16 protein-coding genes and 2 pseudogenes are annotated in these 25,395 nt (G+C 54.0%); 12 read left to right on the forward strand and 6 right to left on the reverse strand.

The window, feature by feature from the left end:
- Positions 1–16: 16 nt before the first annotated feature.
- The 9 genes and pseudogenes from G7064_RS17610 to ftsZ all read left to right on the forward strand — a co-directional run bounded on the left by G7064_RS17610 (position 17) and on the right by ftsZ (position 11,895).
- Positions 17–1,504: a UDP-N-acetylmuramoyl-L-alanyl-D-glutamate--2,6-diaminopimelate ligase gene (locus G7064_RS17610; RefSeq protein WP_410505508.1), complete on the forward strand. Its 1,488-nt coding sequence runs from the start codon at positions 17–19 to the stop codon at positions 1,502–1,504.
- A 110-nt stretch (positions 1,505–1,614) separates the two neighbouring features.
- Complete coding sequence (gene mraY, locus G7064_RS17615) at positions 1,615–2,835, forward strand: phospho-N-acetylmuramoyl-pentapeptide-transferase (protein WP_166074602.1); 1,221 nt, start codon at positions 1,615–1,617, stop codon at positions 2,833–2,835.
- Positions 2,836–2,887: 52 nt separating this feature from the next.
- Positions 2,888–4,267, forward strand: coding sequence for a UDP-N-acetylmuramoyl-L-alanine--D-glutamate ligase (murD, locus tag G7064_RS17620; protein ID WP_166074603.1), 1,380 nt, complete (start codon positions 2,888–2,890; stop codon positions 4,265–4,267).
- A gap of 10 nt (positions 4,268–4,277) precedes the next feature.
- Positions 4,278–5,456 carry an FtsW/RodA/SpoVE family cell cycle protein gene (locus G7064_RS17625; RefSeq protein ID WP_166074604.1) on the forward strand — a complete coding sequence of 393 codons (1,179 nt, stop codon included), beginning with the start codon at positions 4,278–4,280 and terminating at the stop codon, positions 5,454–5,456.
- A 45-nt stretch (positions 5,457–5,501) separates the two neighbouring features.
- A complete protein-coding gene (murG, locus tag G7064_RS17630) occupies positions 5,502–6,638 on the forward strand; it encodes an undecaprenyldiphospho-muramoylpentapeptide beta-N-acetylglucosaminyltransferase (RefSeq protein WP_166074605.1) in 1,137 nt (378 codons plus the stop codon).
- Positions 6,635–8,061: pseudogene (gene murC, locus G7064_RS17635) on the forward strand (UDP-N-acetylmuramate--L-alanine ligase). Before murG ends, murC begins: the two are co-directional and overlap by 4 nt.
- Positions 8,045–8,809: a cell division protein FtsQ/DivIB gene (locus tag G7064_RS17640; protein WP_166074607.1), complete on the forward strand. Its 765-nt coding sequence runs from the start codon at positions 8,045–8,047 to the stop codon at positions 8,807–8,809. The pseudogene murC and the gene G7064_RS17640 overlap by 17 nt, the downstream one beginning before the upstream one ends.
- 104 nt (positions 8,810–8,913) lie before the next feature.
- Positions 8,914–10,257 carry a cell division protein FtsA gene (gene ftsA / locus G7064_RS17645; RefSeq protein ID WP_166074608.1) on the forward strand — a complete coding sequence of 448 codons (1,344 nt, stop codon included), beginning with the start codon at positions 8,914–8,916 and terminating at the stop codon, positions 10,255–10,257.
- 132 nt (positions 10,258–10,389) lie between these two features.
- Positions 10,390–11,895: a cell division protein FtsZ gene (gene ftsZ / locus G7064_RS17650; RefSeq protein ID WP_166074609.1), complete on the forward strand. Its 1,506-nt coding sequence runs from the start codon at positions 10,390–10,392 to the stop codon at positions 11,893–11,895.
- Between the two features lie 364 nt (positions 11,896–12,259).
- Here ftsZ and G7064_RS17655 read toward each other — a convergent pair whose 3' ends face one another.
- Positions 12,260–14,803 carry an outer membrane beta-barrel family protein gene (locus G7064_RS17655; RefSeq protein ID WP_166074611.1) on the reverse strand — a complete coding sequence of 848 codons (2,544 nt, stop codon included), beginning with the start codon at positions 14,801–14,803 and terminating at the stop codon, positions 12,260–12,262.
- A 390-nt stretch (positions 14,804–15,193) separates the two neighbouring features.
- Between G7064_RS17655 and G7064_RS17660 the strand changes: the two genes are divergently transcribed.
- On the forward strand, positions 15,194–16,468 hold the full coding sequence (locus G7064_RS17660; RefSeq protein ID WP_166074612.1) for a voltage-gated chloride channel family protein: 1,275 nt from the start codon (positions 15,194–15,196) through the stop codon (positions 16,466–16,468).
- Positions 16,469–16,483: 15 nt separating this feature from the next.
- Here G7064_RS17660 and G7064_RS17665 read toward each other — a convergent pair whose 3' ends face one another.
- The 4 genes from G7064_RS17665 to G7064_RS17680 form a co-directional block, all read right to left on the reverse strand.
- On the reverse strand, positions 16,484–17,011 hold the full coding sequence (locus G7064_RS17665) for an NADPH-dependent FMN reductase (protein WP_133273602.1): 528 nt from the start codon (positions 17,009–17,011) through the stop codon (positions 16,484–16,486).
- 82 nt (positions 17,012–17,093) lie between these two features.
- Positions 17,094–17,849, reverse strand: coding sequence for a succinate dehydrogenase/fumarate reductase iron-sulfur subunit (locus tag G7064_RS17670; RefSeq protein ID WP_166074613.1), 756 nt, complete (start codon positions 17,847–17,849; stop codon positions 17,094–17,096).
- A 134-nt stretch (positions 17,850–17,983) separates the two neighbouring features.
- Positions 17,984–19,918, reverse strand: coding sequence for a fumarate reductase/succinate dehydrogenase flavoprotein subunit (locus G7064_RS17675; RefSeq protein ID WP_166074614.1), 1,935 nt, complete (start codon positions 19,916–19,918; stop codon positions 17,984–17,986).
- Positions 19,919–19,937: 19 nt separating this feature from the next.
- Positions 19,938–20,609: a succinate dehydrogenase cytochrome b subunit gene (locus G7064_RS17680; protein ID WP_133273599.1), complete on the reverse strand. Its 672-nt coding sequence runs from the start codon at positions 20,607–20,609 to the stop codon at positions 19,938–19,940.
- Between the two features lie 234 nt (positions 20,610–20,843).
- Here G7064_RS17680 and G7064_RS17685 point away from each other — a divergent pair, with 234 nt between their 5' ends.
- Both G7064_RS17685 and fabD read left to right on the forward strand, forming a co-directional pair.
- Entirely contained in the window at positions 20,844–23,717 is a 2,874-nt protein-coding gene (locus G7064_RS17685) for a gliding motility-associated C-terminal domain-containing protein (protein WP_166074615.1), read from the forward strand.
- A gap of 200 nt (positions 23,718–23,917) precedes the next feature.
- Positions 23,918–24,801, forward strand: a pseudogene (gene fabD, locus G7064_RS17690) (ACP S-malonyltransferase).
- Between the two features lie 80 nt (positions 24,802–24,881).
- Here the strand turns inward: fabD and folK are convergent.
- Positions 24,882–25,394, reverse strand: coding sequence for a 2-amino-4-hydroxy-6-hydroxymethyldihydropteridine diphosphokinase (folK, locus tag G7064_RS17695; RefSeq protein WP_240935558.1), 513 nt, complete (start codon positions 25,392–25,394; stop codon positions 24,882–24,884).
- Position 25,395 lies beyond the last annotated feature (1 nt).

Consider the following 25,395-nt stretch of genomic DNA (forward strand, 5'->3'; position numbering starts at 1 on the left):
CAGCACCCCGAATACCTTGACCAATTCAACTCCCATAGCGCACCCACTGGCCCATTTGCTAGCCGCCGTAACGGTGCAGGCCCAGCATGGCCCTACCGATATAGTCGTGCAGGGCCTCACGCTAGACTCGCGGCAGGCCGGGCCGAGCATGGTGTTTTTTGCCCTGCGCGGCGCCCAAACCGACGGTCACCAGTTCATTGATAAAGCTGTGGCTCAAGGTACGGCGGTCGTGGTGTGCGAAAATTTGCCCCCCATCCTCGACCCGGCCACAACCTACGTGCAGGTGCCTAATAGCGCCGAGGCTATGGCTCACATGGCTGCTGCTTTCTATAGCCATCCTTCGCGCAAGCTCCAACTCGTAGGCGTGACTGGCACCAATGGTAAGACCACCTGCGCTACGCTGCTGCATAAGCTGTTCCGGGAGCTAGGCTACCATGTGGGCTTGCTCTCCACGGTTCAGAATCAGATTGACGAGGAAGTAATTCCCGCTACCCACACTACTCCCGATGCTATTCGGCTAAATGAGCTGCTAGCCCGGATGCTGCGGGCGGGCTGCACTTACGTATTTATGGAGGTTAGCTCCCATGCAGTTGTGCAGCATCGCACGACGGCGTTGCGTTTTGTGGGGGGCATTTTTACTAATCTTACCCATGACCACCTCGATTACCACGGCACTTTTGATGAGTATCTAAAGGCCAAAAAAGGCTTCTTTGATCAGTTGGGTAAAGATGCCTTTGCGCTAACCAACGCCGATGATAAGCGTGGCCCAGTAATGCTCCAGAATACTGCCGCCCGCCGCGAAACCTACTCGTTGCGTAGCCTGGCTACGTTTCGGGCGAAGCTGTTGGAAAACGCGGTGCACGGCCTGCATCTGGAAATAGATGGGCGGGAAGTGCAGTTTCGATTGATTGGGGTATTTAATGCCTACAACCTGTTGGCCGTGTATGGCGCAGCGGTGCTACTTGGTGAAGACCCAACCGAAGTACTTACTGTACTGTCGGGTCTGACATCGGCGCCGGGCCGTTTTGAGCCTATTGTAGCGGAGCGCACCCGCGTGACTGGCATTGTAGACTACGCTCATACGCCCGATGCGTTGGAAAATGTGCTTTCGACCATTGCCCAGATTCGCCAACCGAGTCAGCAGGTAATTACGGTGGTGGGCTGCGGTGGCAACCGCGACGCGGCCAAGCGCCCCGTGATGGCCAACTTGGCTGCCAAAGGCTCCAACCGCGTGGTACTCACCTCTGATAATCCGCGCTTCGAGGATCCGAATGCTATCCTAACCCAAATGCAGGCTGGCGTGCAAGCGCAGGATTTAGGTAAAGTCTTGACCATTCCCGACCGGCGCGAGGCTATCAAAACGGCCGTTGCCTTAGCGCAGCCCGGCGACATCGTGCTGGTAGCCGGCAAGGGCCACGAGACTTACCAAGAAATTCAAGGCGTGCGGGGGGCATTTGACGATAAGCAGGTCTTACAAGAGATGTTCGATTTGCTGAATAAATGACCCATGCGCTACAGTAAAAATCCGGAAAACACAACGTTTGACCTCAACCTAAAAAACTAAACCTTTGCATCTTGGCCTAACTCCACTTTCTATCCGCTGACCCCTCGCCCATGCTTTATTACCTCTTTACGTACCTCAGTAAGCACTACAATCTGCCTGGGGCGGGCGTGTTTCAATTTATCTCGTTTCGGGCGGCTATGGCCGTTATTACTTCCCTACTTATTGCGCAGGTTTTTGGTAAAAGCCTGATCCGAATTTTGCAGAAAAAGCAGGTGGGCGAAAGCATCCGTGACTTGGGTTTGCAAGGACAACTGGAGAAGAAAGGCACCCCAACTATGGGTGGCCTGATTATCATTCTGGCCATTTTGGTCCCCGTGCTGTTGTTTGCCAAGCTCGACAATATCTACATCGTGTTGATGCTGCTGAGTACGGTTTGGCTAGGTCTGATCGGGTTTCTCGACGACTATATAAAGGTCTTCCAGAAGAATAAAGAAGGCTTGAGCGGACGCTTCAAAGTGCTGGGTCAAATTGGTTTAGGTATCACAGTAGGCTGGGTACTGTTCTTCAGCAACGATGTAACGGTCCGCCAATACTTGCTGCCCAACGGGCAGCTTTCCGCTGTTGATGCCAGCACCGTGTATCAGGACGTGAAGTTGATGATTACCACGATTCCTTTCGCTAAGAACAATGAGCTGAACTACGGCAACCTCTTCGCCTACGCCGGCCCTTACTTCAATGGCCTCTACAGCTTCCTCTACATTCCCATCGTTATCCTCATCATCACGGCCGTGAGCAACGGCGCCAACATCACCGACGGCCTCGACGGTCTGGCGGCGGGCACGTCGGCTATCATTGGTATCACGCTAGCCATTTTCGCCTTCGTGAGTGGTAACGCGCTACTGGCTGACTACTTGGACATTATGTTCATCCCGAACTCGGGTGAGCTGGTAATATTCTGTACGGCCTTCGTGGGGGCCTGCGTAGGTTTCTTGTGGTATAACAGCTACCCAGCACAGGTTTTTATGGGCGACACAGGCTCGTTGGCTATCGGCGGCATCATTGCCGTGCTAGCTCTTATTATTCGTAAAGAATTGTTGATTCCGGTGCTATGTGGAGTGTTTTTGATTGAAAATCTCTCGGTAATCGTGCAGGTAAGCTACTTCAAATACACGCGCCGCAAGTATGGAGAAGGTCGCCGCTTGCTACGCATGTCGCCCTTGCACCACCACTACCAAAAGCTTGGCTACCACGAATCCAAAATCGTGTCGCGTTTCTGGATTGTGGGCATTATGCTAGCTGTCTTCACCCTGGTAACCCTCAAACTTCGCTAAAAGCTACCCCGCGGTGTTTGACTACACCGCCAGATACTCAAGTTTATAAGTCATGCAAATAGTCATTCTCGGAGCAGCAGAAAGTGGGGTAGGGGCGGCGCTGTTGGCGCAAGCCAAAGGCCACGCCGTTTTCGTGTCCGATGGTGGCTCTATTAAGCCTGCTTATAAGCAGAAACTAACCCAGGCAGGTATCCGCTTCGAGGAAAACCAGCATACGCTGGATGAAATACTGCGCGCCGACGAAGTAGTTAAAAGCCCTGGCATTCCGGAAAAAGCGTCTATCATTCAAGCTCTACGCGCGAAAAGCACGCCTATCATTTCCGAAATCGAGCTGGCGGGCCGCTATACGCAGGCCAAGTGTATCTGCATTACCGGCACGAATGGCAAAACGACCACCACACTACTCACCTATCATTTGCTAAAGGAAGCTGGCTTGAGTGTGGGCCTAGCCGGCAATGTGGGCTACAGTCTCGCTGAGCAAATCATTGAGGATGAGCACGACTATTATGTGGTGGAACTGAGCAGCTTTCAGCTCGACGATACCCACGATTTTGCCCCCTGGCTGGCCATTCTGCTAAATATTACGCCCGACCACCTCGACCGCTACGGCTACAGCCTCGAAAACTATGCGGCGGCCAAAATGCGCGTTGCCCGCAACGTAAGCGGTTATTTTATCTATAATGCCGGTGACCCGGAAACGCGGAAAGCAGTAGCAGCCTCAGGGACTGAAAAAAATGCCTTGGCATTTGATCAGCAATTCGACGGTCATACAGGCGAAAACTTAGCCGCTTGGTACGGACAAGATGGAACGCTGCGGTTGCACTTACCTGAATGGGCGAAAAGCCAGGTTGATAGCGTCAATGTTGCCAACTCGCCACTAATTGGGCAACATAACCAGCAGAATATGGCGGCAGCTATCCTGGCGGCTCGCGTTGTTGGGTTATCACCGGAGCAAATTGAGCGGGGCTTGGTTTCCTTCAAAAATGCCCCCCACCGCCTTCAATTAGTCGGGGAAGTCAATAGCGTTAAGTTTATCAACGATAGCAAAGCTACCAACGTGGAGGCGGCATGGTTTGCCCTCGATGGCGTGCAGCAGCCCATCGTCTGGATTGCCGGCGGTACAGATAAGGGTAACGACTACACTTCCTTGTTGCCGCTGGCAAAGCAAAAAGCGAAAGCATTGATTTGCCTCGGCGTGGATAATGAAAAGCTGAAGGCCAGCTTCGGTACCGTTGTTCCTCACCTGGAAGAAACTCAAAGCATAGAAACGGCCGTGCGTCGTGCCGCAGAGTTGGCTGCACTCGGCGACGTGGTGCTGCTTTCACCAGCCTGCGCCAGCTTCGATCTATTCAAAAACTACGAAGACCGAGGGCAGCAATTCGCCGCCGCCGTGGAAAAATTGTCCCAAGAAAAATCAGTGCCATCAGCCTAATCTGCGATTTATGGAACCCGTAAAACTCTGGCTGCAACGCAACCTCAAAGGCGACCCCATTTTGTGGGGTATCGTGCTGCTGTTCTCGTTCATCAGCATTGCGGTGGTGTACTCGGCTACGGGTACGCTGGCTTACAAGAAGATGGGGGGCAATACGGAGTATTTCCTGATTAAGCACACGGGCTTGATCTTCGTGGGTCTGGCCTTCATGTGGCTGGCGCACCGCATCGATTATCGCTACTACTCGCGCCTGTCACTGTACGCGCTATTGCTGTCGGTGCCGCTGTTGCTGTTTACCTATTTCATGGGCTCGAATATCAACGAGGCCTCGCGGTGGCTTACAATTCCGGTCATCAACCAAACCTTCCAGCCCTCCGACTTAGCCAAACTGGCGCTGATTTCGCACTTGGCGAGTATGCTTAGCCGTCGGCAGCAGCACGTGCAAGATTTCAAAACGACGCTGCTACCGGTAATGCTGTGGGTGGGTTTGATCTGCGGCATCATCATTATGAGTAATGCCTCTACGGCGCTACTCTTATTTGCTACCTGCCTGCTGCTCATGTTTATTGGTCGGGTGCCGCTCAAGCAAATGGCCGTGATGGTGCTCATCGGCGCAGTGGTAGGCGGTATTGGCCTTTCCTCCGGTCAGCGCTACAAAACGGTGCTTACCCGCATCGAAAGCTTTACCGACAAGACCAAGCCAGTGCCGTTTCAGCTGGAGCACAGCTACATCGCTATTGCTACGGGCGGTATCAGTGGAAAAGGTCCCGGCAAAAGCACCGAGCGCAACATTCTGCCCCACCCGTATTCCGACTTTATCTACGCCGTTATTATTGAGGAATATGGCCTTATTGGTGGTGTGGTGGTCCTATTTCTATATCTGGCCTTCCTCTATCGGGGGCTGAACACCGTTATCCATAGCTACGGCGCCTTTGGGGGGCTTTTATCGGCAGGGCTAACCTTTAGTTTGGTCTTGCAGGCGATGGTAAATATGGGCGTGGCCGTGGGGCTTGGCCCAATCACTGGTTTGCCGCTGCCGCTGCTCAGCATGGGCGGTACCTCCCTTATTTTCACGGGTATCAGCATTGGTATTATTCTGAGCGTCAGCCGTGGTGAGCGTGAAATTCGCCCTATGACGGGCGAGCCGGAAGACACCGCTCGCATTCCGAAGAAAACTGCCTACGCGTAAAAGCAAGACGTTAACCACCCAAAAATCCGCACAGCTCAAGCTTACATGCCCAAGTCGAATCTCCAGTTTATTTCTTCGCATCCCGAGCCTTACCGCATTATTATTAGCGGTGGGGGCACGGGTGGGCATATATTTCCGGCGGTAGCCATTGCTAACGAGCTGCGCCGTCGTCAGCCCGAGGCTGAAATCCTGTTTGTCGGCGCCAACGGCCGGATGGAAATGACCCGGGTGCCCGAGGCCGGCTATGACATTGTAGGCCTTGATATTAGTGGCTTACAGCGCCGCCTGACTCCCCAGAATCTGCTGTTTCCGTTGCGCGTGATTCGGAGTGTGAAGCGAGCGGGCAAAATCATCGAGAAATTTCGCCCCGAAGCCGTTGTGGGCGTAGGTGGCTACGCTTCGGCTCCTATTCTATTGGCCGCGGCTTCGCGAGGAATTCCAGCCCTTATTCAGGAACAGAATTCCTACGCTGGTCTAGTAAATAAACTGCTGAGTCGGCGCGTAAACCGTATTTGTGTGGCTTATGATGGGATGGAGAAGTTTTTCCCTAAGGATAAGCTCGTTCTTACTGGTAACCCAGTCCGCACCGAAATAGCTTCCGGCGACCGTGCCGAAGCACTGAAGTTTTTTGGGCTTTCGCCTGACAAGAAAACCCTACTTGTAATTGGCGGCAGCCTCGGAGCCCGCACCTTGAACGAAGCTACTGCCGCGGCACTTTCGCGCCTGAAAGCGGCTGGAGTTCAGTTGCTGTGGCAAACAGGTAAGCTCTACTACCCTAAAGCGCAGGAGGAAACTACTCCATTCGCCGCCGACGGCATTCGGGCATTAGAATTCGTACAGCGCATGGACCTGGCTTATGCCGCCGCCGACGTAGTGGTTTCGCGGGCGGGCGCTTTGTCTGTTTCGGAGCTGTGCCTGACTGGCAAACCTAGTTTACTGGTGCCATCGCCCAACGTGGCCGAAGACCATCAGACCAAAAACGCCTTGGCCTTGGTTCGCCATCAAGCCGCTCTACTCATTCCGGATGCGGAAGCGCCCGCTCGCCTGTATGATGAGGCCTTGAGCTTACTAGCCGATGAGCCGCGCCAATTGAAGCTAAGTACCAACGTGCGCCAGCTTGCCCGCCCCGACGCGACGGCTGCCATTGTAGATGAACTCCTCACTATCATGGACCGCCGATGAATCCTGTAGCCGCATTTCCTTACGTCTACTTTCTGGGCATCGGTGGCATTGGTATGTCGGCGCTGGCTCGGTGGTTTCAAGCCAATGGCCACCAAGTAAGCGGTTACGACCGCACGCCAACGCCGCTAACGGAAGCGTTAGCCGCTGAAGGTATTGCCGTGCATTACGCGGATGCCGTCGAGAATATTCCGGTTGAGGTACGCGAAAATGCCCCCCAGACACTGGTAGTGCTCACGCCGGCTATTCCTGCCGGCCATCAGGAGTGGGCCTGGCTGCGCGAAAAGGGCTATGATATACGCAAGCGCAGCCAAGTGCTGGGTCTTCTTACCCAAGGCCAACGCACGATTGCTGTAGCCGGCACTCACGGCAAAACCACCACCTCATCTATGGTGGCGCACTTGCTCCACCACGCGGGCGTCGATTGCTCAGCCTTCCTGGGGGCATTTCTGTGAACCTTGGGTCAAATCTTCTATTGAGTACCGGCACGGGCGCGGGCGCTAAGCCTGTAGTAGTGGAGGCTGATGAGTATGACCGCAGCTTTCTGACATTGCACCCCGATGTAGCCATCGTAACTAGCACGGATGCCGACCACCTGGATATATATGGCACTCAGGCTGCTCTGATAGAGTCCTTCCGGCAGTTTGTGGGCCAAATAAAGCCCGGTGGCACCCTTCTGCTTAACCATACTGCCGATGCAAGTGTAGCCGCTGCGGTACCTACTGGTGTACAGGTCATTCATTATGGCTTAGAAGCAGCGCAGGGGGCAAATCTGTATGCTGCCAACGTAACGGCTCACGGCCACGAGTTTCGCTTCGATGTACATAGCCCCCTCGGCAACCTAACTGACTTGCAGCTAACTGTGCCCGGCTTTCACAACGTGGAAAATATGCTGGGGGCCATTTTTGCGGCCCAGCTGGAAGGCGTAACCGCTGAAAAGCTGGCCGCTGCGGTAGCGGCGTATCGGGGCGTAAAGCGTCGCTTTGAATTTATCGTCACCACAAAAAACAAGGTGTATGTTGACGATTATGCCCATCACCCACGCGAAATCGAGGCTTTCCTTCGTTCCCTACGTGCGTTGTACCCGCAGAAACGCCTGCGCGTCATCTTCCAACCCCACCTTTTCACCCGCACCCGCGACTTCGCGCCAGGCTTTGCTGAGAGCTTAAGTCTGGCCGATGAAGTGGTGCTGCTCGACATCTATCCCGCTCGTGAACTGCCGATTAGTGGCGTTACCTCCGAGCTGATTTTATCTCAACTAACAGCTCCTAAAAAGTCTTTGCAAACCAAGGAGCAAGTCGTGGCGGCCGCCGCTGTCGACGATGATTTTGATGTGCTGGCTACCGTTGGGGCCGGTGATATTGATCAATTGGTGCCTCAGCTACGAACCATTTTAACCAGCCGCTGGCATGAAACTCAAGCCTAACGCCAAAAATTATTTGTTTGCAGCGGCTTGCCTGTTGCTGCTCATCGGCTTGGCCGCGTTTGCTGGCCTGCGCCAAGCAAACCGCCCTGTTGGTCAGGTTATCGTGACCATTAGTAATGAGTTCAATAACTATTTCATTAGCGAGCAGGAGGTAACCGCTCTGCTCACACGCAATGGCTATCAACGCCTAGAAGGTGCCCGGCCCGAGGAATTAAACCTTAAGGCCCTCGAAGCGCGCCTCAAGGCTCATAGTTTTGTGCGCGAAGCCGAGGTGTACCGTGACCTAGCCGGTAACCTGCACGCCGACGTGCGCCAGAATCGTCCCATAGCCCGCCTAGTACACGCTGACACTCGCCGCGACAGCTACCTCGATGCTGAAGGGCATGAGTTACCGCTATCGCCATTGTTCACGGCTCGCGTGGTGCCCGTAGCTCGTCAGGGGGGCACTCCTATTTCGGCTACGTTCTTTCGCGACTCCACGGGCCGCCGTTACCTCGAAGTGTTGCGCTACATCGACGAGCACCCCTTTTGGCGGGCTCAGGTAGCCGAAGTATTTATTGGGCCAAACGGCAAGATTGCTTTCACCCAACAAATAGGAGATCAACGAGTAGAATTTGGGTTTCCAGAGAATATTTCAGAAAAATTCGCGAAACTAATGGTATTTTACCGGCAAATTCCACCAGTTTTAGGATGGGATACATACCACCGCGTCAATGTCGAGTTCAAAGACCAGATCATTTGCGAATAACTATACACTCTCTGTAACGTCTAAAAAGGGCCTTAAATCGTCCTAAATAGCGTTTTTTTAGATACATACCGCAACTTCCCGCAAACCCTGCCAGTACCTACCCCATGCAAAACGATAAAATTGTAGTCGGCCTCGACATCGGCACCACCAAAATCTGCGTCCTGGTAGGGCGCAAAAATGAGTTTGGCAAACTTGAGATCCTTGGCATGGGTAAAGCCGTGTCAGAGGGTGTAGTGCGCGGTATTGTGTCCAATATTGACAAAACTGTAGACGCTATTAAGAAGGCTATTCGGCAGGCTGAAGAACAATCTGGCATCAATATCGGCGTGGTGAACGTTGGCATTGCTGGCCAGCATATCAAGAGCTTACAGCATAACGGCAGCATCACGCGGGCCTCGCAGGATAGTGAGATTACCGTCGATGACGTGAATCGCCTGACCAACGATATGTACCGCCTGGTAACTCCGCCCGGCTCCGAGATCATCCACGTAATGCCCCAAGACTACAAGGTGGATTACGAGGAAGGCATCATGGATCCAGTGGGCATGTCGGGCGTACGGTTGGAAGGCAACTTTCACATCATTACTGCTCAGAGCACAGCCATCAACAACATCAACAAGTGTGTTACCAAGGCTGGGCTAGAAATCGATAATCTGATTCTGGAGCCGCTGGCGTCGAGCATGTCGGTGCTGAGCGACGAGGAAAAAGAAGCTGGTGTAGCGCTGATTGATATCGGGGGCGGTACTACCGACTTGGCTATCTTTAAAGATGGCATCATTCGTCACGCGGCGGTGCTGCCTTTCGGCGGCAACATTGTGACTTCTGATATCAAGCAGGGCTGCTTAGTGATGCAGAACCAGGCTGAGCAGTTGAAAGTAAAGTTTGGGAAAGCCATTGCTGAGGAAGCTTCTGATTACGAAATCGTAAGCATTCCTGGTCTGCGCGACCGAGCTCCTAAGGAGATTTCTCTGAAGAACCTTGCTCACATCATTGAGGCTCGGATGGAAGAAATCGTGGAGCTAGTGTACGCCGAGATTCAGCGCACCGGCCACGCCGATAAGCTGGCCGCTGGTATCGTACTGACTGGTGGTGGCTCACAGCTGCAAAACCTCGTGCAGCTCACGGAGTACGTGACTGGTTTGGATACCCGTATCGGCTACCCCAACGAACACTTAGGCAAGAGCCGTATTGAAGCTGTAAAGTCGCCGATGTACGCTACTACTGTAGGCTTGGTGTTGGCCGGCTACCGTTCCATTGATGAGCGCGTGAACCGCAGCTACGAGCCCGAAGAGCAAGTGTATCGTCCGGCCGCCCCAGAGCCGCGCATGGAAATGCCAGTTGCTCCCGCTGCTACCCAAAAAGCCCCCAGGCGCCTGCACCACCTAAAAAGCCTTCTGGTGCCGGCAAGTTCTTTCAGGATATCATCAGCCGCACCAAAGGTCTGTTGATCGACGATTTTGACGATAAGCAATACTAAATGAGTGGATGGGTGAATGAGCGAATGGCTGACTGTTTACATCAAACAAACGCCAATTCCCTTGTTCACCCATTCGCCCATTCACCCATTTAGACTCCACCTCATGAATTATAAATTCGATATTCCTTCCACCTCTAAGTCTATCATCAAGGTAATTGGTGTTGGCGGCGGTGGTTCCAATGCCGTGAACCACATGTTCAGCCAAGGCATAAAGGACGTAGAGTTCGTTATCTGCAATACGGATAAGCAAGCGCTGCACAGCAGCACCGTGCCTACCAAATTACAGATCGGCGTTGACCTTACGGAAGGCCTTGGCGCTGGCGCTAACCCGGAGCGCGGTAAGCAAGCCGCTATTGAGAGCCGCGAACAGATCCGAGAACTCCTTAGCAATGGTACGCGCATGGTATTTATCACGGCTGGTATGGGCGGTGGTACTGGCACCGGCGCTGCGCCTGTTATTGCCAAAGTGGCCAAGGAGCTGGGCATTCTGACCGTAGGTATCGTAACCGCACCTTTCCTTTTTGAGGGGAAAAAGAAGCGTCAGCAGGCTGAACACGGCATTAAGGAGCTGAGCGAGAACTGCGACACAGTGCTCGTTATTCTTAACGATAAGCTGCGCGAGATCTTTGGCAACTTACCTATCCGGGCGGCTTTCGCGAAAGCGGATAATGTGCTGAGCACGGCGGCCAAGAGTATTGCCGAAATCATCACGGTAACCAGCGAGGTAAACGTAGACTTTGAAGACGTGAAAACCGTCATGAAAGACTCGGGTGCAGCCGTGATGGGCAGCAGCATTACCGATGGCGAAAACCGCGCTCAGCGCGCCGCCGAAGAGGCTCTTGCCTCGCCGCTGCTCAACAACACCGACATTCATGGTGCGCAGAAAATTCTGCTCAGCATCATGTCGGGTGATCAGGCAGAGCTGGAAATGGATGAGCTGACCGAGATTACGGAGTACATCCAGGATAAAGCCGGCCAGGACGCTGAAGTTATTTTCGGCCACGGTATCGACTCTACTTTGGGGCAGAGCATCCGTGTGACAGTAATTGCTACGGGTTTTGCCCGTGATGCCCACACTATCAACACGGGTTTCGTTAACAACAAGGTTGCTGAAGAGCAAGAGCCTGATCCGCAGATCAATTTGTTCGACAAGGACCGTCAGGAAGCGCCCGCCGCGCCTATGGTTCCTACGTTTGGCACGCCGGCTCCTGCGCCTACACCCGCGCCCGCTTCGGTAGAACCACCCAAGGTGACTTTTGATCTGGAAACGTCGGTTTCAAACTATGTGCCGCCCGTGGCTGCGCCTTCATCGCCGGCTCCAGAGTTGGTAGCTGTGCAGCAGCCCGCACCGCAGCCCCAGCAGCATGCTGCGCCGCGTCCTACATTGGATGCCCGCGCAGAAGAACGCCGTCGGCGCCTGCAAGACTTAAGCAATGGGTTAACCAATGATGCCATCAAAGATCAGCTGGAAACGCCTGCTTACTTGCGTCGTCACGTTAAGCTGGAAAATGTGACGCCATCGAATGAGCGTGACATCTCCCGCTTCAATCTATCGGACGATAATGAACTGCTGGGCGACAATCGGTTTCTGCATGATAACGTAGATTAGATTTCACTTAACAGACTTAAAAAGGCAGAAGCCGCCGGAGAGTCTCCGGCGGCTTCTGCCTTTTTATGCTTACCACTTTACTGAGGTTGAGCAAGCGTGTCGACTACAGATGAATCTTGCCGAATCGGATCTGCCTGCTCCCTATCAGGACTGAGCGTTCGCGAGCCGGAAGAACTTGTCGTGCTGCACGCTCCTAGCAAAGAAATAGCGGCCAACGTAAGTGGGAAAAACAGCTTTTTCATCGCTGGGGGGCTTTTTTAGTCGCCAAAAGTTAGCTGAAACGTGAGTGGCTTGGTTGCTGTGAAAACAATAACGATAACAAAAAGAAGCAGGTGGGTGCGCGCATCCACCTGCTTCTTTTTGCTTACTGCTGCCCCTGACCTTGAGAGTCGCCGCCCGACTTCTGGTCGTCGTTGCGGATACTCTTTTTGGGCCGGCCGGCGCTGCCATCCATTTTGCCAAACTGATAGTTGAAGCTCACGCGCACGCCGCGGTTGTAGTTGTAGTTGTTGCTGCGGGAGGTAAAGCGAGCCGCGTCCAGCTCATTACGGAAGCGAATCGTGCGGTTGAATGGATTGTCCAGGCCTAAGCTGATGCTGCCTTTCTTCTTGAACAACTCCTTTTTGGCAGCAATGCTATAGTACTGGTATGCCGATGTACGACCTTGCAATTGCACACGCGGCGAGTTGAGAAAACCGGAGAACTGCGCACTATAGCCTTTGTCGAATTGATACGACGACGAAATATTAGCGTTATACATTACGCCGCTGTTGCTGGTATTTAAGCTCTGGCTTTTGAGCGATACATAATAAGTGTTCACGTTGCCGTTCACGGTCCACTTATCCGTCAGCTTTGTCGAGCCAAATAAGCTCATGCCATACGTAGCATTGCGGGCTACGTTCTGGAAAGTGGTATAGATTACCTCCGCTTCGGTATCGTCGGTTTCAATCAGCGTGTTGAGTGGAACAAGGCGCGAGACGCTCTCGATAGCGTTGTTGGTGCGGCGGGAATAGAGCGAGAAATTGAGGTTGCTCTTTTTGATATACGTGCTATACCCCAGTTCGTAGGAATCAGTTAGCTCGGCGTCCAAATTGGGATTGCCGGACGAGAAAATGCGAGGGTCGCTGGTGTTCAGATAAGGGTTCAGGAAGTAGATGTTAGGGCGCTGCACACGCCGCGTATAGCTCACCTTTAGCTTCTGACTTTTATCCTTGCCAAAGTCGCGGGAGGCTACAACGCTGGGAATAAAGTTGGTGTACTGCTGGCTAATTTCGGTGTCGTTGGAGAAGAAGTCGCCGCCGATGCGGGTGTGCTCCACGCGGGCCCCCACCTTGAAGCTGTATACTTTTTGCAAACTAAAGCCGTAGGTGCCGTAGCCCGAGTACACGTCCTGATTATAGCGAAACTGGTTGGTACGGTCGGGGAGAAGCAGGAAGCCGCGGCCATCCACGCTATCCGCTTCGATCTGATAATCGGTGTTTACCTGACGCAGAATGGATTTGGCGCCCAGCTCCAGCGTGCTGGTGCTGTCGATGGGCTGCACGAGGTCGGCCTGGAAAGTGGCCTCGCGGTTGCGGCTGTCGTTGAAGCTCTGCTCACGGTAGTCGGGTTCGATAAGCTCGGGCCGGAATTGATCGAGGTCGTATTCGTTCAGGCCTTTATTGACGCTGTAAAGAGCCAAAACGCTGAATTCCTGGCGGGGCTTGGCCAGCGTTTTGGTGTAGCCGAAGTTCAGATCAAGGTTGCGGTTTTGGTTGTCGACTTCAATATCGCGGCTGTAAATGTCGGGGCCAGCGCTGGTGATGTACTCCGAGCTGAGCGTGCGGGGGGCATTAAAGCGAAACAGGTTGCCGCGGGCACTGATGTTGAAAGCATCCTTGGGCGTGAGGTCGTAATCGGCGCCAACTTGGCCATAAAGGCCGCCACCGAGGGTACGATTCGTGCTGAGTTGGGTCAGCGTCGCTATGGTGGTGGCGCCCTCAAAGTCGCGGCGGAAGGTTTCGCCCCGGCCGCGGTTATAAAAGCCAAAGGAGCCCAGGTTCGCATTTACGCCTACTTTTCCTTTGCGCGCATTCAGACTGGTGTTCAGGTTGCTGGAGCGCGTACCGGCTGATACGCTTACGGAGCCGTTTACACCGGCTAGGTCGTTTTTCTTTAAAATAATGTTAATAATGCCCCCCGTGCCTTCCGCATCATACTTCGCCGAGGGCGAGGTGATGACTTCCACGGTTTTAATTTGATCGGCCGGAATCTGACGCAGTGCATCGGCTACCGATGAGGCTACGATGGTGCTGGGCTTGTTATTGATGAGCACGCGTACATTGGATGAGCCGCGCAACTCCACGTTGCCATCAAGGTCGACGGCCAGCAATGGCACTTTTTTGAGCACATCAGCCGCCGTGCCACCGCTGTTTGTGATGTCCTTGTCGGCGTTATAAACGATGCGGTCGACTTTGTTTTCCACCAGTTCCCGCTCACCCGTCACCTTCACTTCACCAAGCTGTTGCGTAGTAGCAGCGAGCGAAATGCCCCCTAGGTTCACGTCGCCATCGGCAAGGCGCACATTATCCAGCACCTTTGTCTGGTAGCCTACAAAGCTGATGCTGACCTTATAGGTGCCGGGCGCTAATTTGCTGAAAGCAAACTTGCCTTTTTCGTCGCAGATGCCTCCATCCACAGCTTTGTCGGTGGTTTGGTCGAGCAGTGCAACGGTCGCATATTCCACTGGTTGCCCGGTTTTGCTATCCGTTACGGTACCGCTGAGGCCGGCGGTGCCACGCGGGGGAGTTGGTTGCGTAACCAACGCAGGCCGCTGGGTAGGGGTAGAAGGAGAAGCTGGAGCCGTTTGGGCAAGAGTGTGAAAGGACAGGCCGAGTCCGGCCAGCAGCAATGGTAATGTGTGTTTCATGAAGCGAAGGTAGATGCGACGAAGGGCGCTTGTCTTGTTATTTCGACTAATGGAGGCCAGATGGGGGCCAAAACCCGGAATTCCCGGGCGGTTAGCATAAGTGCTTTGGAGATAGTAAGTAAAAAGGAATACAGCGCAGACTGGAGGAGAGCAACTCAGCAGAGTCGTCGGCTGCTGGAAGTAAGTATTAGTCAGATTTGCCCAACAGACAAATATTCAAGCGTGGAGTTGCTTGTTCTGTTTATGGATGAGCTAAATTTTATAGAATAAGCAGATAAGGTGTGTAAAAAGCCCCCCAGAGCTGGGCGCTGGGCCTGCTAACGCAAACGCGCAGGAGCTTATTGCCGGATATGTATCTTCGCCTGACTTCCTCCTCGGCACTGCCTATCCATGTATCGCTATTTTTCTGCTCTCCGCGCCGAGTACACACCCTTACTGCTCTTTGCAGGTCGTTGGCTACTGATTTGTTCCATTGTGGGCGGGCTTGCCGGCACTGCCTCAGCCGGCTTTCTGGTAGCGCTGGATTATGTAACGAACTGGCGCGAAACGCACCCCTGGATTATTGCTTTGTTGCCGCTGGGGGGCTTTTTGGTAGGGCTTCTGTACTATTTTTTTGGCCGAAGCGTGGAAGGCGGCAACAACCTGCTGCTCGACGAGATTCATTCTCCGCAAGCTACACTGCCATTGCGCATGGTGCCGCTTGTGCTCATTGGTACGCTGCTGACGCATCTGTTTGGCGGTTCGGCCGGCCGCGAGGGCACTGCTGTGCAAATGGGTGGGGCGCTGGCCGACCAGCTCCGTGGCCCACTCCGCCTACGCCCCCGCGACCGCACATTGCTGCTGATTACGGGCGTCAGCGCTGGTTTTGCTTCCGTATTCGGAACACCGTTGGCGGGTGCCGTTTTTGGGCTGGAAGTATTCCTAATTGGTCGGCTGCGCTACGATGCCATTCTGCCCAGCTTTCTGGGGGCCATTTTTGCTGATTACGTCACGCGGCTCTGGGGCGTGGGGCACACGGCTTATCCGTTGCTCGCAGTTCCGGTCCTCTCACCGCTTAGTCTGCTTAGTGCCGCCGCCGCTGGTATCATCTTCGGATTAGCCGCTCGGAGCTTTAGTGGCCTTACGCACCTGTTAGGGGGCTTTTTTAAAAGATTGATTGTCTGGCCACCGCTCCGCCCAGTAGTTGGCGGCGCGCTGGTAGCACTGGCCGTATGGGCTCTGGGCACCACGCGCTACATCGGGCTGGGAATTCCTGTAATAAAGGAAGCCCTCAACGTACCCGTGCCACCCTACGATTTTCTGCTCAAGCTCATGCTCACCGCCCTCACCTTGGGCGCCAGCTTTAAGGGGGGCGAAGTAACGCCCTTGTTTTTTATTGGCGCCACCTTAGGCAACGCATTAGCACCCGGCCTGGCCTTGCCTATGCCTTTGCTGGCGGGCATGGGTTTCGTGGCAGTATTTGCCGGCGCGGCCAACACGCCACTTGCCTGCACGCTAATGGCTATGGAGCTATTTGGCCACGAATGCGGCTTATATGCGGGTCTAGCCTGCGTAGTCAGTTACCTGTTTTCGGGCCATCAAGGTATTTATGGGGGGCAAATTATCGGGCAATCCAAACATGGTTTGTGGGCTCGCCAGCAAGGAAAGCGCCTGCGCGATTTATAGCCGATGCGCCACCGCTTAAAACGCCAGTAATTGCGCTGCCTGCTCCTCCAGCAACTGCTGATACAGCGGGTTCGTTAGCTTGCCATCGTCACTCAAATACTTGTCAATGGCTGGCAAACGCACACGCGCCGGCAGCACTGCCGTACCCAGGTACATCAAAATATCTGTCAGGTGGCTCAAAGCCAAAATGCCTCCCTGCACCCCGGTCGACACGCCAATTAAGGCTGCTTTTTTACCCCGAATACCGCCAGGATAGGGTAGGCCATCAATAAACGCCTTCAATACGCCGGGGAAAGAGCCATTATATTCCGGCACCACAAACACCAGCTTGTCGGCGTTATTGGTCAGTTCAAAAAGCTCGTTGAAGCCATCGTGCTGACCCGTGTTGGCGTAGAGGGCCGAGGTAATAAAGTCTGAAGGTAATTCAGTGAGGTCCAGAAGCTGGCAATCGGCACCCTGGCTTTTCAGCAGGTCAGCGTATAAAACAGCCACCCGACGGGCCCGGGAGTTCGGACGATTTGTCCCGATAATAATAGTAATCATGTACGAAGGAGCGGAAAGTAGAGGGCAAAAAAGAGGGCGAAACGGAAGCCGTTTCGCCCTCTTTTACTATAACAGCACAACCCTATGCTAGGTTGTCAGAAGTAGCTTTCGCGTTGATAAACTCGCGGTTCATCAAAGCAATATTTTCGAGTGAAATACCCACTGGACACTCCGCTGCGCACTGGCCAATGTTGGTGCAGGCACCAAAACCTTCTTTGTCCATTTGCGCTACCATGTTTTCTACACGGGTCTTGCGTTCTACCTGTCCCTGTGGCAACAAGGCTAATTGGGAAATCTTAGCGGATACGAAGAGCATAGCAGATGCATTTTTGCAAGCGGCAACGCAGGCACCACACGAAATGCAAGTAGCAGCCTCAAACGCCTTGTCTGCAATGTTCTTCGGAATCGGAATCTCGTTGCCATCGGGTACGCCGCCCGTGTTCACACTCACGTAGCCACCCGCCTGAATAATCCGGTCGAAGGCTGAGCGATCTACGCTCAAGTCGCGGTTTACGGGGAAAGCATTAGCACGCCAGGGCTCAATGGTGATGGTATCGCCATCGCTGAACTTGCGCATGTGGAGTTGGCACGTAGTAGTGCCTTTTTCCGGGCCGTGCGCACGGCCATTAATAAACAAGTCGCAGGAGCCGCAAATGCCTTCGCGGCAGTCGTGGTCGAATGCTACGGGCTCATCGCCTTTCAGCAACAAGTCTTCGTTGAGCACATCCAGCATTTCCAGGAAAGACATTTCGGGCGAAATATCCTTTACCTGATACTCTACTATTTTGCCCTCGCTATTACGGTTGCGCTGCCGCCACACCTTAAGCGTAAGGTTCATCGGTTTTGCATTAGGGTTATTACCGGCCATTTTATGTAGAAAACTGAGAGTTAAGGGGAGAGAAGTAGGGAGTGAAAAGTGAAATAAATCGGGCTAACGTCTCGCTTATTTCTTGTTGCCTCCCACTTCTAGGCTTACTTGTAGCTACGCTGCGTGAGTTTAACGTTTTCGAATTGTAACTCTTCCTTGTGCAGAACTTCGGGCTGATTGTCACCCGTCCACTCCCAAGCGGCTACGTAAGCGTAATTCTCGTCGTCGCGGAGAGCTTCATTTTCGGGCGTCTGATATTCCTCGCGGAAGTGGCCACCGCAGCTTTCGTTGCGATTCAGAGCATCGTCCACCATAAGCTCACCGAGCTCGAGGAAGTCGGCCACACGACCAGCAATTTCCAGCATCTGGTTCAACTCTTCGTTGGTTCCCGTCAGTTTCAGGTCTGACCAGAACTCGCGGCGCAGCTTCTGAATCTCCTGCTTGGCAAATTGCAAACCTTCGGCGCTGCGGCTCATACCGCAGTGGTCCCACATAATGTGACCAAGCGCTTTATGAAACTCATTTGGCGTCCGGTTGCCCTTAATGCTGAGCAACTTCTGAGTACGCGCGTGTACTGCTTCCTCCGCTTCCTTAAAGGCTGCGTGCTGCGTGGTAACGGGGGTGGGGGGCATTTGTGCCAAGTAATCACCAATCGTGTATGGGATTACGAAGTAACCATCCGCCAAGCCTTGCATGAGAGCCGAAGCACCCAAGCGGTTAGCGCCGTGGTCAGAGAAATTGCACTCGCCAGTAGCGTACAAGCCTGGAATGGACGTCATCAGGTTGTAATCAACCCACAGGCCACCCATCGTGTAGTGCACTGCTGGGTAGATGCGCATGGGCAACTCGTACGGGTTTTCGGCGGTGATTTTCTCATACATGGCAAACAGGTTACCATACTTCTGGCTCACCTTATCAACGCCTTCACGCTTAATAGCGTCGGCAAAGTCGAGGTATACGGCTAAGCCAGTTGAGCCCACACCGCGACCTTCGTCGCAGGCTTGCTTGGCATTGCGCGAAGCTACGTCGCGCGGTACGAGGTTACCGAAGGAAGGATACTTGCGCTCCAGGAAGTAGTCACGCTCTTCTTCGGGAATATCGGCTACTCGGATTTGCCCCCCACGGAGGCGCTCAGCCATTTCTTTGGTCTTGGGTACCCAAACCCGGCCGTCATTACGCAACGACTCCGACATCAGCGTCAGCTTCGATTGGTAATCGCCGGATACAGGAATACAAGTAGGGTGGATCTGCGTGAAGCAAGGGTTCGCGAAATAAGCGCCTTTTTTGTGCGCACGCCACGGTGCCGTTACGTTGCAGTATTTGGCGTTTGTGCTCAAATAGAATACGTTGCCGTAGCCACCTGTAGCCAAGACTACAGCATGAGCCGCGTGCGTTTCTATTTCACCGGTAATCAGGTTACGCGTTACAATACCGCGGGCTTTGCCATCCACTACCACCAACTCCAGCATTTCGGAGCGGGTGTACATCTTTACTTTGCCGTAAGCAATTTGCCGGCTGAGTGCAGAATAGGCACCCAATAATAGTTGCTGACCGGTTTGGCCCCGCGCGTAGAAGGTTCGGCTTACCTGAGCGCCACCGAAGGAGCGGTTAGCCAACAAGCCACCATATTCGCGGGCAAAGGGTACACCTTGCGCCACGCATTGGTCAATAATGTTAACCGATACCTGAGCCAAGCGATACACGTTTGCCTCGCGGGAACGATAGTCACCTCCTTTAATAGTGTCGTAGAACAAGCGAAACACCGAGTCGCCGTCGTTCTGATAGTTCTTCGCAGCATTAATGCCGCCCTGAGCAGCGATAGAGTGAGCGCGACGGGGCGAATCGTGGTAAGTGAATGCCTTTACATTATAGCCCAACTCTGCCAGCGACGCGGCCGCAGAAGCGCCTGCCAAGCCCGTGCCTACAATAATTACGTCGTACTTCCGCTTGTTAGCGGGATTCACAAGCTTCACACCAAACTTGTGCTTCTCCCACTTTTCGGCGAGAGGTCCCTCAGGAATTTTGGAATCCAAATTCATCGTAATACGAGGTTAGGACTTATTTAAAAAAGTAGAAGTAGAGCGGCATCGACGCAAATCCGGCACACACGACAATGGCGAAAACATAACCAATGACGCGGATAATAGGCGTGTACTTGCGATGGTTCAGGCCCAAGGTCTGAAAAGCGCTGCGGAAGCCATGTATAAGGTGATAGCACAATGCTGCTTGCGCGGCCACATAGAGCAACACATACCACCACTGTTTGAAGGAGCTGACCACCAAAGTATATAGGTCGTCATTGTTATTGATATCAGGATCCAGATCACCGAAGCGGGCCCGATAAAAGAAGTTGTACATGTGAACAATCAGGAAAACCAGGATCAGGGTGCCGAGCAACGCCATGCTACGCGAATACCAAGGGCTGTTCTCCGAAGGGCGGCTATCCACGTAGCCTACTTTGCGGGCGGCGCGGTTGCGTACAGCCAGGGTGTACGACTCATAAATATGGAAGCCAAATCCGAGCACTAACACCCATTCCAAGGTTCTAATAACAGGATTGGTGCCCATAAAATGGGAGTATATATTAAAAGCTGCTCCGCCGTCATCCTTAAACAGCTGGAGGTTACCTACCAAGTGTACAACAAGGAAAGAGCAGAGAAAAAGGCCCGTAATAGCCACAATTAGCTTGCGGCCGATACTACTAGTAAACGTCTTCGTAATCCAACTCATAGGAGTTATTGGTGATTTTGGAAAGGTCGGTTGTATATGGTCAAAGGTAAGGGCCGACCAAGTACGAAACAATCGACATCCGACGTTTAGAAAAGACGTGAATCAATCTGACAGCGGGGCCGTTAGAGCTTCATAGCGAATATGTAACACCACGCGCGCGTTGTTTGTTAGGTAAACAGCGCATTTTTGCTGACCTTCTGCTCTCCGATAAATTGTCTTTAATCGCTCTTTAATATGAAGCTTCCGCTACCTCGACGCGTTAGTTGGTTATTGGTGGGGCTGGTACTTAGTATACTAGCTTCTTTAGGGGTAACGCCCACTGCTCATGCCTCCCACCTCCGGGCTGGCGACATACAGGCGAAGTCAGACACCACGCTGCCTGTCAGCTCTCGCAACCCGCGGCGCATCTTTTTCAAGATGGTGCTTTATACCGACAACGCCACTTCATCGGTTGATGAAAAAGAAGTGACCATATTTTTTGGAGATGGTACTTGTCCTCCTGGTGGGTTTAAGGTTCCTCGTACGACGTTACGTCAAGTAGCACCTGGTACCCAAATCAACGTCTACTACTTCGAGCATACTTATAATGCTCCGGGTAGCTATTTGGTAAGCTATATTGGTGAGTTGCGCAACGCAGGGGTGCTTAACATGTCAGACTCCAATTCGCAAACATTTTATATTTCTACCCGCGTTACTATCGCTCCTGAACTGAATATCAATCGTTCACCGGTATTAAATGCTCCGGCATACGATAGGGCTGGTGTCAATCAGGTATGGCTGCATAATCCGGCCGCCTCTGACGCTGATGGGGACTCCTTGGTATTTGAACTTCGCCCCAGTCAGCAAGTAGCTGGCGGAGTACCTGGAACGGTTGATATAGATAAATGCCAGCCCCGGCCGACAGTAACTAATAATTATGTTTTCCCTCACCTGACCCCACCACGGGGAGTGCAGGTGCCCTATCTGAATGACCCTGGGGGCGGGCAATCCACCTTTACGCAGGACCGACGAACGGGGCAGATTGTCTGGAATGCCCCCAATCGAGTAGGCCTGTATAATTTTGCCTTTGCCGTCTTAGAGTACCGCCGAACCGGTACGGGGCCCGCGCGCCTGATTGGAGAGGTAATCCGGGATATGCAGATCCTAGTAGAGCCCACGAATAACCTACGGCCCACAATTACCATTCCGCAAGACCTGTGCGTGATTGCCGGTACGCCTATCACGGCCAGCGTGACGGCCACGGACCCGAATAATGACAGGATCACCTTAGCCGCGTTCGGGGGCATTTTCCCGCCGGCCACCTTTGTGCAGAATGCCACGGGGCCCCCGCAGGCAAGTGGCACGTTCCGCTGGACACCCCAGTGTACGGATGTGGCGTCCGATCCGTATACCGTTGTTTTCAAAGCCGATGATATTCCGCCCTCGGGCACCGTCTTAATTGATGAGAAGGCCTGGCGCATTACGGTGGTGGGGCCGCCGCCCCAGAACTTAGGGGTGCGCGGCGAAGGCAATACGGCCATTCTGACCTGGGACCGATATACGTGCAGCAATGCCAGCCGCATTCTGATTTATCGGAAAGAGGGGCCGTCTACCTTTACGCCGGGCCCGTGCGAGACCGGTATTCCAGCCAGCTCCGGTTTTGTGCAGGTTGGATCGGTGCCCGTCGGCACGGATATCTTCCGGGATGACCGGGGCGGCCTGGGCTTGGAGCGGGGCAAAAACTATTGCTACCGGATTTACGCCGAGTTTCCGCGGCCTAAGGGTGGCGCCAGCATTGCCTCGGCTGAGGTGTGTCTGAATCTGCAAGGGCGCAGTGCGGTGCTGACTAATGTGACCGTTGATCGGACGGATGCCACCAACGGCGCCATTACGGTGCGCTGGACCAAGCCGTTCAGCCAAAGCGGTTTCCTGCCGCCCGTGGGCTATCGCCTGTTGCGCTCCGTGGGTACGGCTGCACCTACCGTGGTTTTCACGACAAATAATCTGGATGAGCTGTCCTTCGTCGATACGGGCATAAATACGTTGGCTAACACCTTCACCTACCGGCTGGAGTTCTTCAGCAATGCCGTGGCCGGACCCGGCTCGGCGGTGCTGACCGAAACCTCGACTGCCTCCAGCGTACGGTTGGAAGGAACGGCCGATGTCAGCAACCCGAATCTGAACCGTATCACGTTGAACTGGACGTATACAGTGCCGTGGAACAATGCGCTACGGCCCACGACTATCTATCGCCGGGACCCGGCGCCGGGTAGCCCGTTTGTGCAAGTAGGAACTGTAACGGGCACCGCGACGGGGGGCACCTTTGTCGATCAGGGGACGACGGCGCTGCCCTTGCGCAAAGGGCAGGTGTATTGCTACTATGTGGAAACCAACGGCACGTACAGCAACCCGGATATTCCCGACCCGCTCCTGAACAAGAGTCAGGAGAAGTGCATTGCCCTCAATACGGTGCCGTGTCCGCCGGTGCTGACGCTGGTGCAAACCAACTGCGACAGCTTGGCGGCGCTGCCGAGCTTCCCGGCCCCCAACCAAGTATATAGCAACAAGCTGCGCTGGACGCTAGGCAACACCCCCGCTGATTGCAGCCGCGAAATCGCCTACTACCGGATTCTATATCGGGAAACGCCCGAAGGAGCGCTCGTGGCCATCGACTCGGTGACGCAGCCGAGCTACGTGGACCGATTGGATCGGGATCGGCCCAACCGGCCCGGCAAGGCCACGTTTGCGGGCTGCTATGCCATTCAGGCCGTGGATGCGGTCGGCAACCGCAGTGCACTCAGTAACATCGAGTGCAAAGACAACTGCTTGTTCTTTGTGTTGCCCAACATCTTCACGCCCAATGCCGACCAGCGCAACGACACGTTCCGGCCCAAGGTGGCGAGCCCGATCCGCCGCACCCGCTTCCAAGCCTTTAACCGCTGGGGCGTGAAGGTGTACGAAAGCGACCAGAAGCCGTTGATTGACTGGGAAGGCACCAGCAACGCGACCGAAGGCCAAGCGGGCGTGAAACTGACCGAAGGCGTGTACTACTACATCGCGGAGGTGGAATTCGCTGATTTCAACAGCACCAAGCGGACCTATAAAGGCTGGGTCGAAATCACGCGCTGATTTCCCTTTCCATAAGGTGCTTATCTACAGGGCGAGCCAGCAGGTTCGCCCTGTTCATTTCTGGTAGGCCGTAAAAACAGTTGCTGGGGGGCTTTTTTGGGCTTACCACTCAATTTGTGCAGCTTGCGCGACCGTTGAGTTGGCTGCGAAGCCGCTCATTAAACCCAACCAATTCCAAATCTCGCTTCAATCCGCGCTTTATGAAAGCAGTTATTTTTCCCGGCCAGGGTAGTCAGTTTAGCGGTATGGGCCGCGACCTTTACGAGCAGCAGCCAGCCGTACGCCAGTTATTCGACCAAGCCAACGACATCTTGGGCTTTCGCCTCACTGATATCATGTTTACTGGCTCCGACGAAGATTTACGCCAAACCAATGTCACCCAGCCAGCCATTTTTCTGCACTCGGTGGCCTTGGCCGCGAGCCTCCCAGAACTAGTTCCCAGTATGGTAGCTGGTCATTCGTTGGGCGAGTTTTCGGCGTTGGTGGCGGCTAAGGTGCTGAAGTTTGAGGATGCGCTGCAACTAGTGGCACAGCGGGCGCAGGCCATGCAAGCGGCCTGTGAGGAGCAACCCGGCACTATGGCCGCGATTCTAGGTTTGGAAGATGACGTAGTGGTGCGCATCTGTCAGGAAATCAGTCAAAAAGGAGATATTGTGGTTGCTGCTAACTTTAACTGCCCTGGTCAGCTGGTTATTTCGGGTACGCAGCAGGGCATCACGATTGCGTGCGAGCAGTTGAAAGCGGCTGGTGCCAAGCGTGCGCTGCCCTTAAGCGTCGGGGGGCTTTTCACTCTCCGCTTATGCAATCGGCGGAAGCTGCCTTGGCCCGCGCCATCGAAACGACACCTTTCGCGGCTGGTATTTGCCCGGTGTACCAAAACGTAGACGCCGCTCCGCACCGTGACCCCAACGAAATTCGCGAAAACCTCGTGCGCCAATTAACCGCTCCCGTGCGCTGGACCCAGCTCATTCATCAGATGGCGCAGGACGGCGCTACGGAATTCGTAGAGTGCGGACCGGGTAAAGTATTGCAGGGCTTAGTCAAGAAAATTGCCCCCCAGGTGGCTGCCAGTTCGGCTGTATAAACAGTTAGTTGATTAGCTTTAGATGAGAAAAGCCGCGCCACATACTTGTAGCGCGGCTTTTCTCATCTGAGTCTGTTGCATTAGTTAGCCTCATAGGTAGAATACTGTGTCACAGGCAACACATCGGTGCAAGCTGCCAACAGTTCGGCTACTGTTTGCCCAAACACCGGATGCACGGTCTCGGCAGCAATTTCAGCTAGCGGCACCAAGGCAAAACGCCGTTGGGGCAAGGCTGGATGCGGAACTACTAGCCTGGGCGAATCCAAGACCAACTCATCATACAGCAAGATATCCACATCTAGGGTGCGCGCATCCCAGCGTACACGTCGTTCTCTGCCGGCCAGTTGCTCCACGTGCAGACAGACATCCAACAATGCTTCGGGGGGTAAATTTGTGCGAAGCTGTACAGCTTGGTTCAGAAAGGCAGGCTGCTGCTCTAAGCCCCAGGCGGCGGTTTCGTAAAGTGATGACGTAGAAGATATCGTCCCAGCTAATTCGCTAAGTTGCTGCACGGCGGTGCGTAGTGTGGCGGCTCGGTCGCCGAGGTTACTGCCGAGCAGAAGGTAAGCCGTATGATTCTGGATGGCGACCAAG

It is taken from the genome of Hymenobacter sp. HDW8, assembly GCF_011305775.1.
GTDB lineage: Bacteria > Bacteroidota > Bacteroidia > Cytophagales > Hymenobacteraceae > Hymenobacter > Hymenobacter radiodurans.

What these genes read in the sequence shown, in the direction of transcription:
- ftsZ (WP_166074609.1), top strand. Translation starts at nt 10,390, where the DNA reads ATGAATTATAAATTCGATATTCCTTCCACCTCTAAGTCTATCATCAAG.
- G7064_RS17670 (WP_166074613.1), bottom strand. Translation starts at nt 17,849, where the DNA reads ATGAACCTTACGCTTAAGGTGTGGCGGCAGCGCAACCGTAATAGCGAG.
- G7064_RS17665 (WP_133273602.1), bottom strand. Translation starts at nt 17,011, where the DNA reads ATGATTACTATTATTATCGGGACAAATCGTCCGAACTCCCGGGCCCGT.
- murG (WP_166074605.1), top strand. Translation starts at nt 5,502, where the DNA reads ATGCCCAAGTCGAATCTCCAGTTTATTTCTTCGCATCCCGAGCCTTAC.
- G7064_RS17680 (WP_133273599.1), bottom strand. Translation starts at nt 20,609, where the DNA reads ATGAGTTGGATTACGAAGACGTTTACTAGTAGTATCGGCCGCAAGCTA.
- murD (WP_166074603.1), top strand. Translation starts at nt 2,888, where the DNA reads ATGCAAATAGTCATTCTCGGAGCAGCAGAAAGTGGGGTAGGGGCGGCG.
- G7064_RS17675 (WP_166074614.1), bottom strand. Translation starts at nt 19,918, where the DNA reads ATGAATTTGGATTCCAAAATTCCTGAGGGACCTCTCGCCGAAAAGTGG.
- G7064_RS17685 (WP_166074615.1), top strand. Translation starts at nt 20,844, where the DNA reads ATGAAGCTTCCGCTACCTCGACGCGTTAGTTGGTTATTGGTGGGGCTG.
- mraY (WP_166074602.1), top strand. Translation starts at nt 1,615, where the DNA reads ATGCTTTATTACCTCTTTACGTACCTCAGTAAGCACTACAATCTGCCT.
- G7064_RS17660 (WP_166074612.1), top strand. Translation starts at nt 15,194, where the DNA reads ATGTATCGCTATTTTTCTGCTCTCCGCGCCGAGTACACACCCTTACTG.
- ftsA (WP_166074608.1), top strand. Translation starts at nt 8,914, where the DNA reads ATGCAAAACGATAAAATTGTAGTCGGCCTCGACATCGGCACCACCAAA.
- G7064_RS17640 (WP_166074607.1), top strand. Translation starts at nt 8,045, where the DNA reads ATGAAACTCAAGCCTAACGCCAAAAATTATTTGTTTGCAGCGGCTTGC.
- G7064_RS17625 (WP_166074604.1), top strand. Translation starts at nt 4,278, where the DNA reads ATGGAACCCGTAAAACTCTGGCTGCAACGCAACCTCAAAGGCGACCCC.
- G7064_RS17655 (WP_166074611.1), bottom strand. Translation starts at nt 14,803, where the DNA reads ATGAAACACACATTACCATTGCTGCTGGCCGGACTCGGCCTGTCCTTT.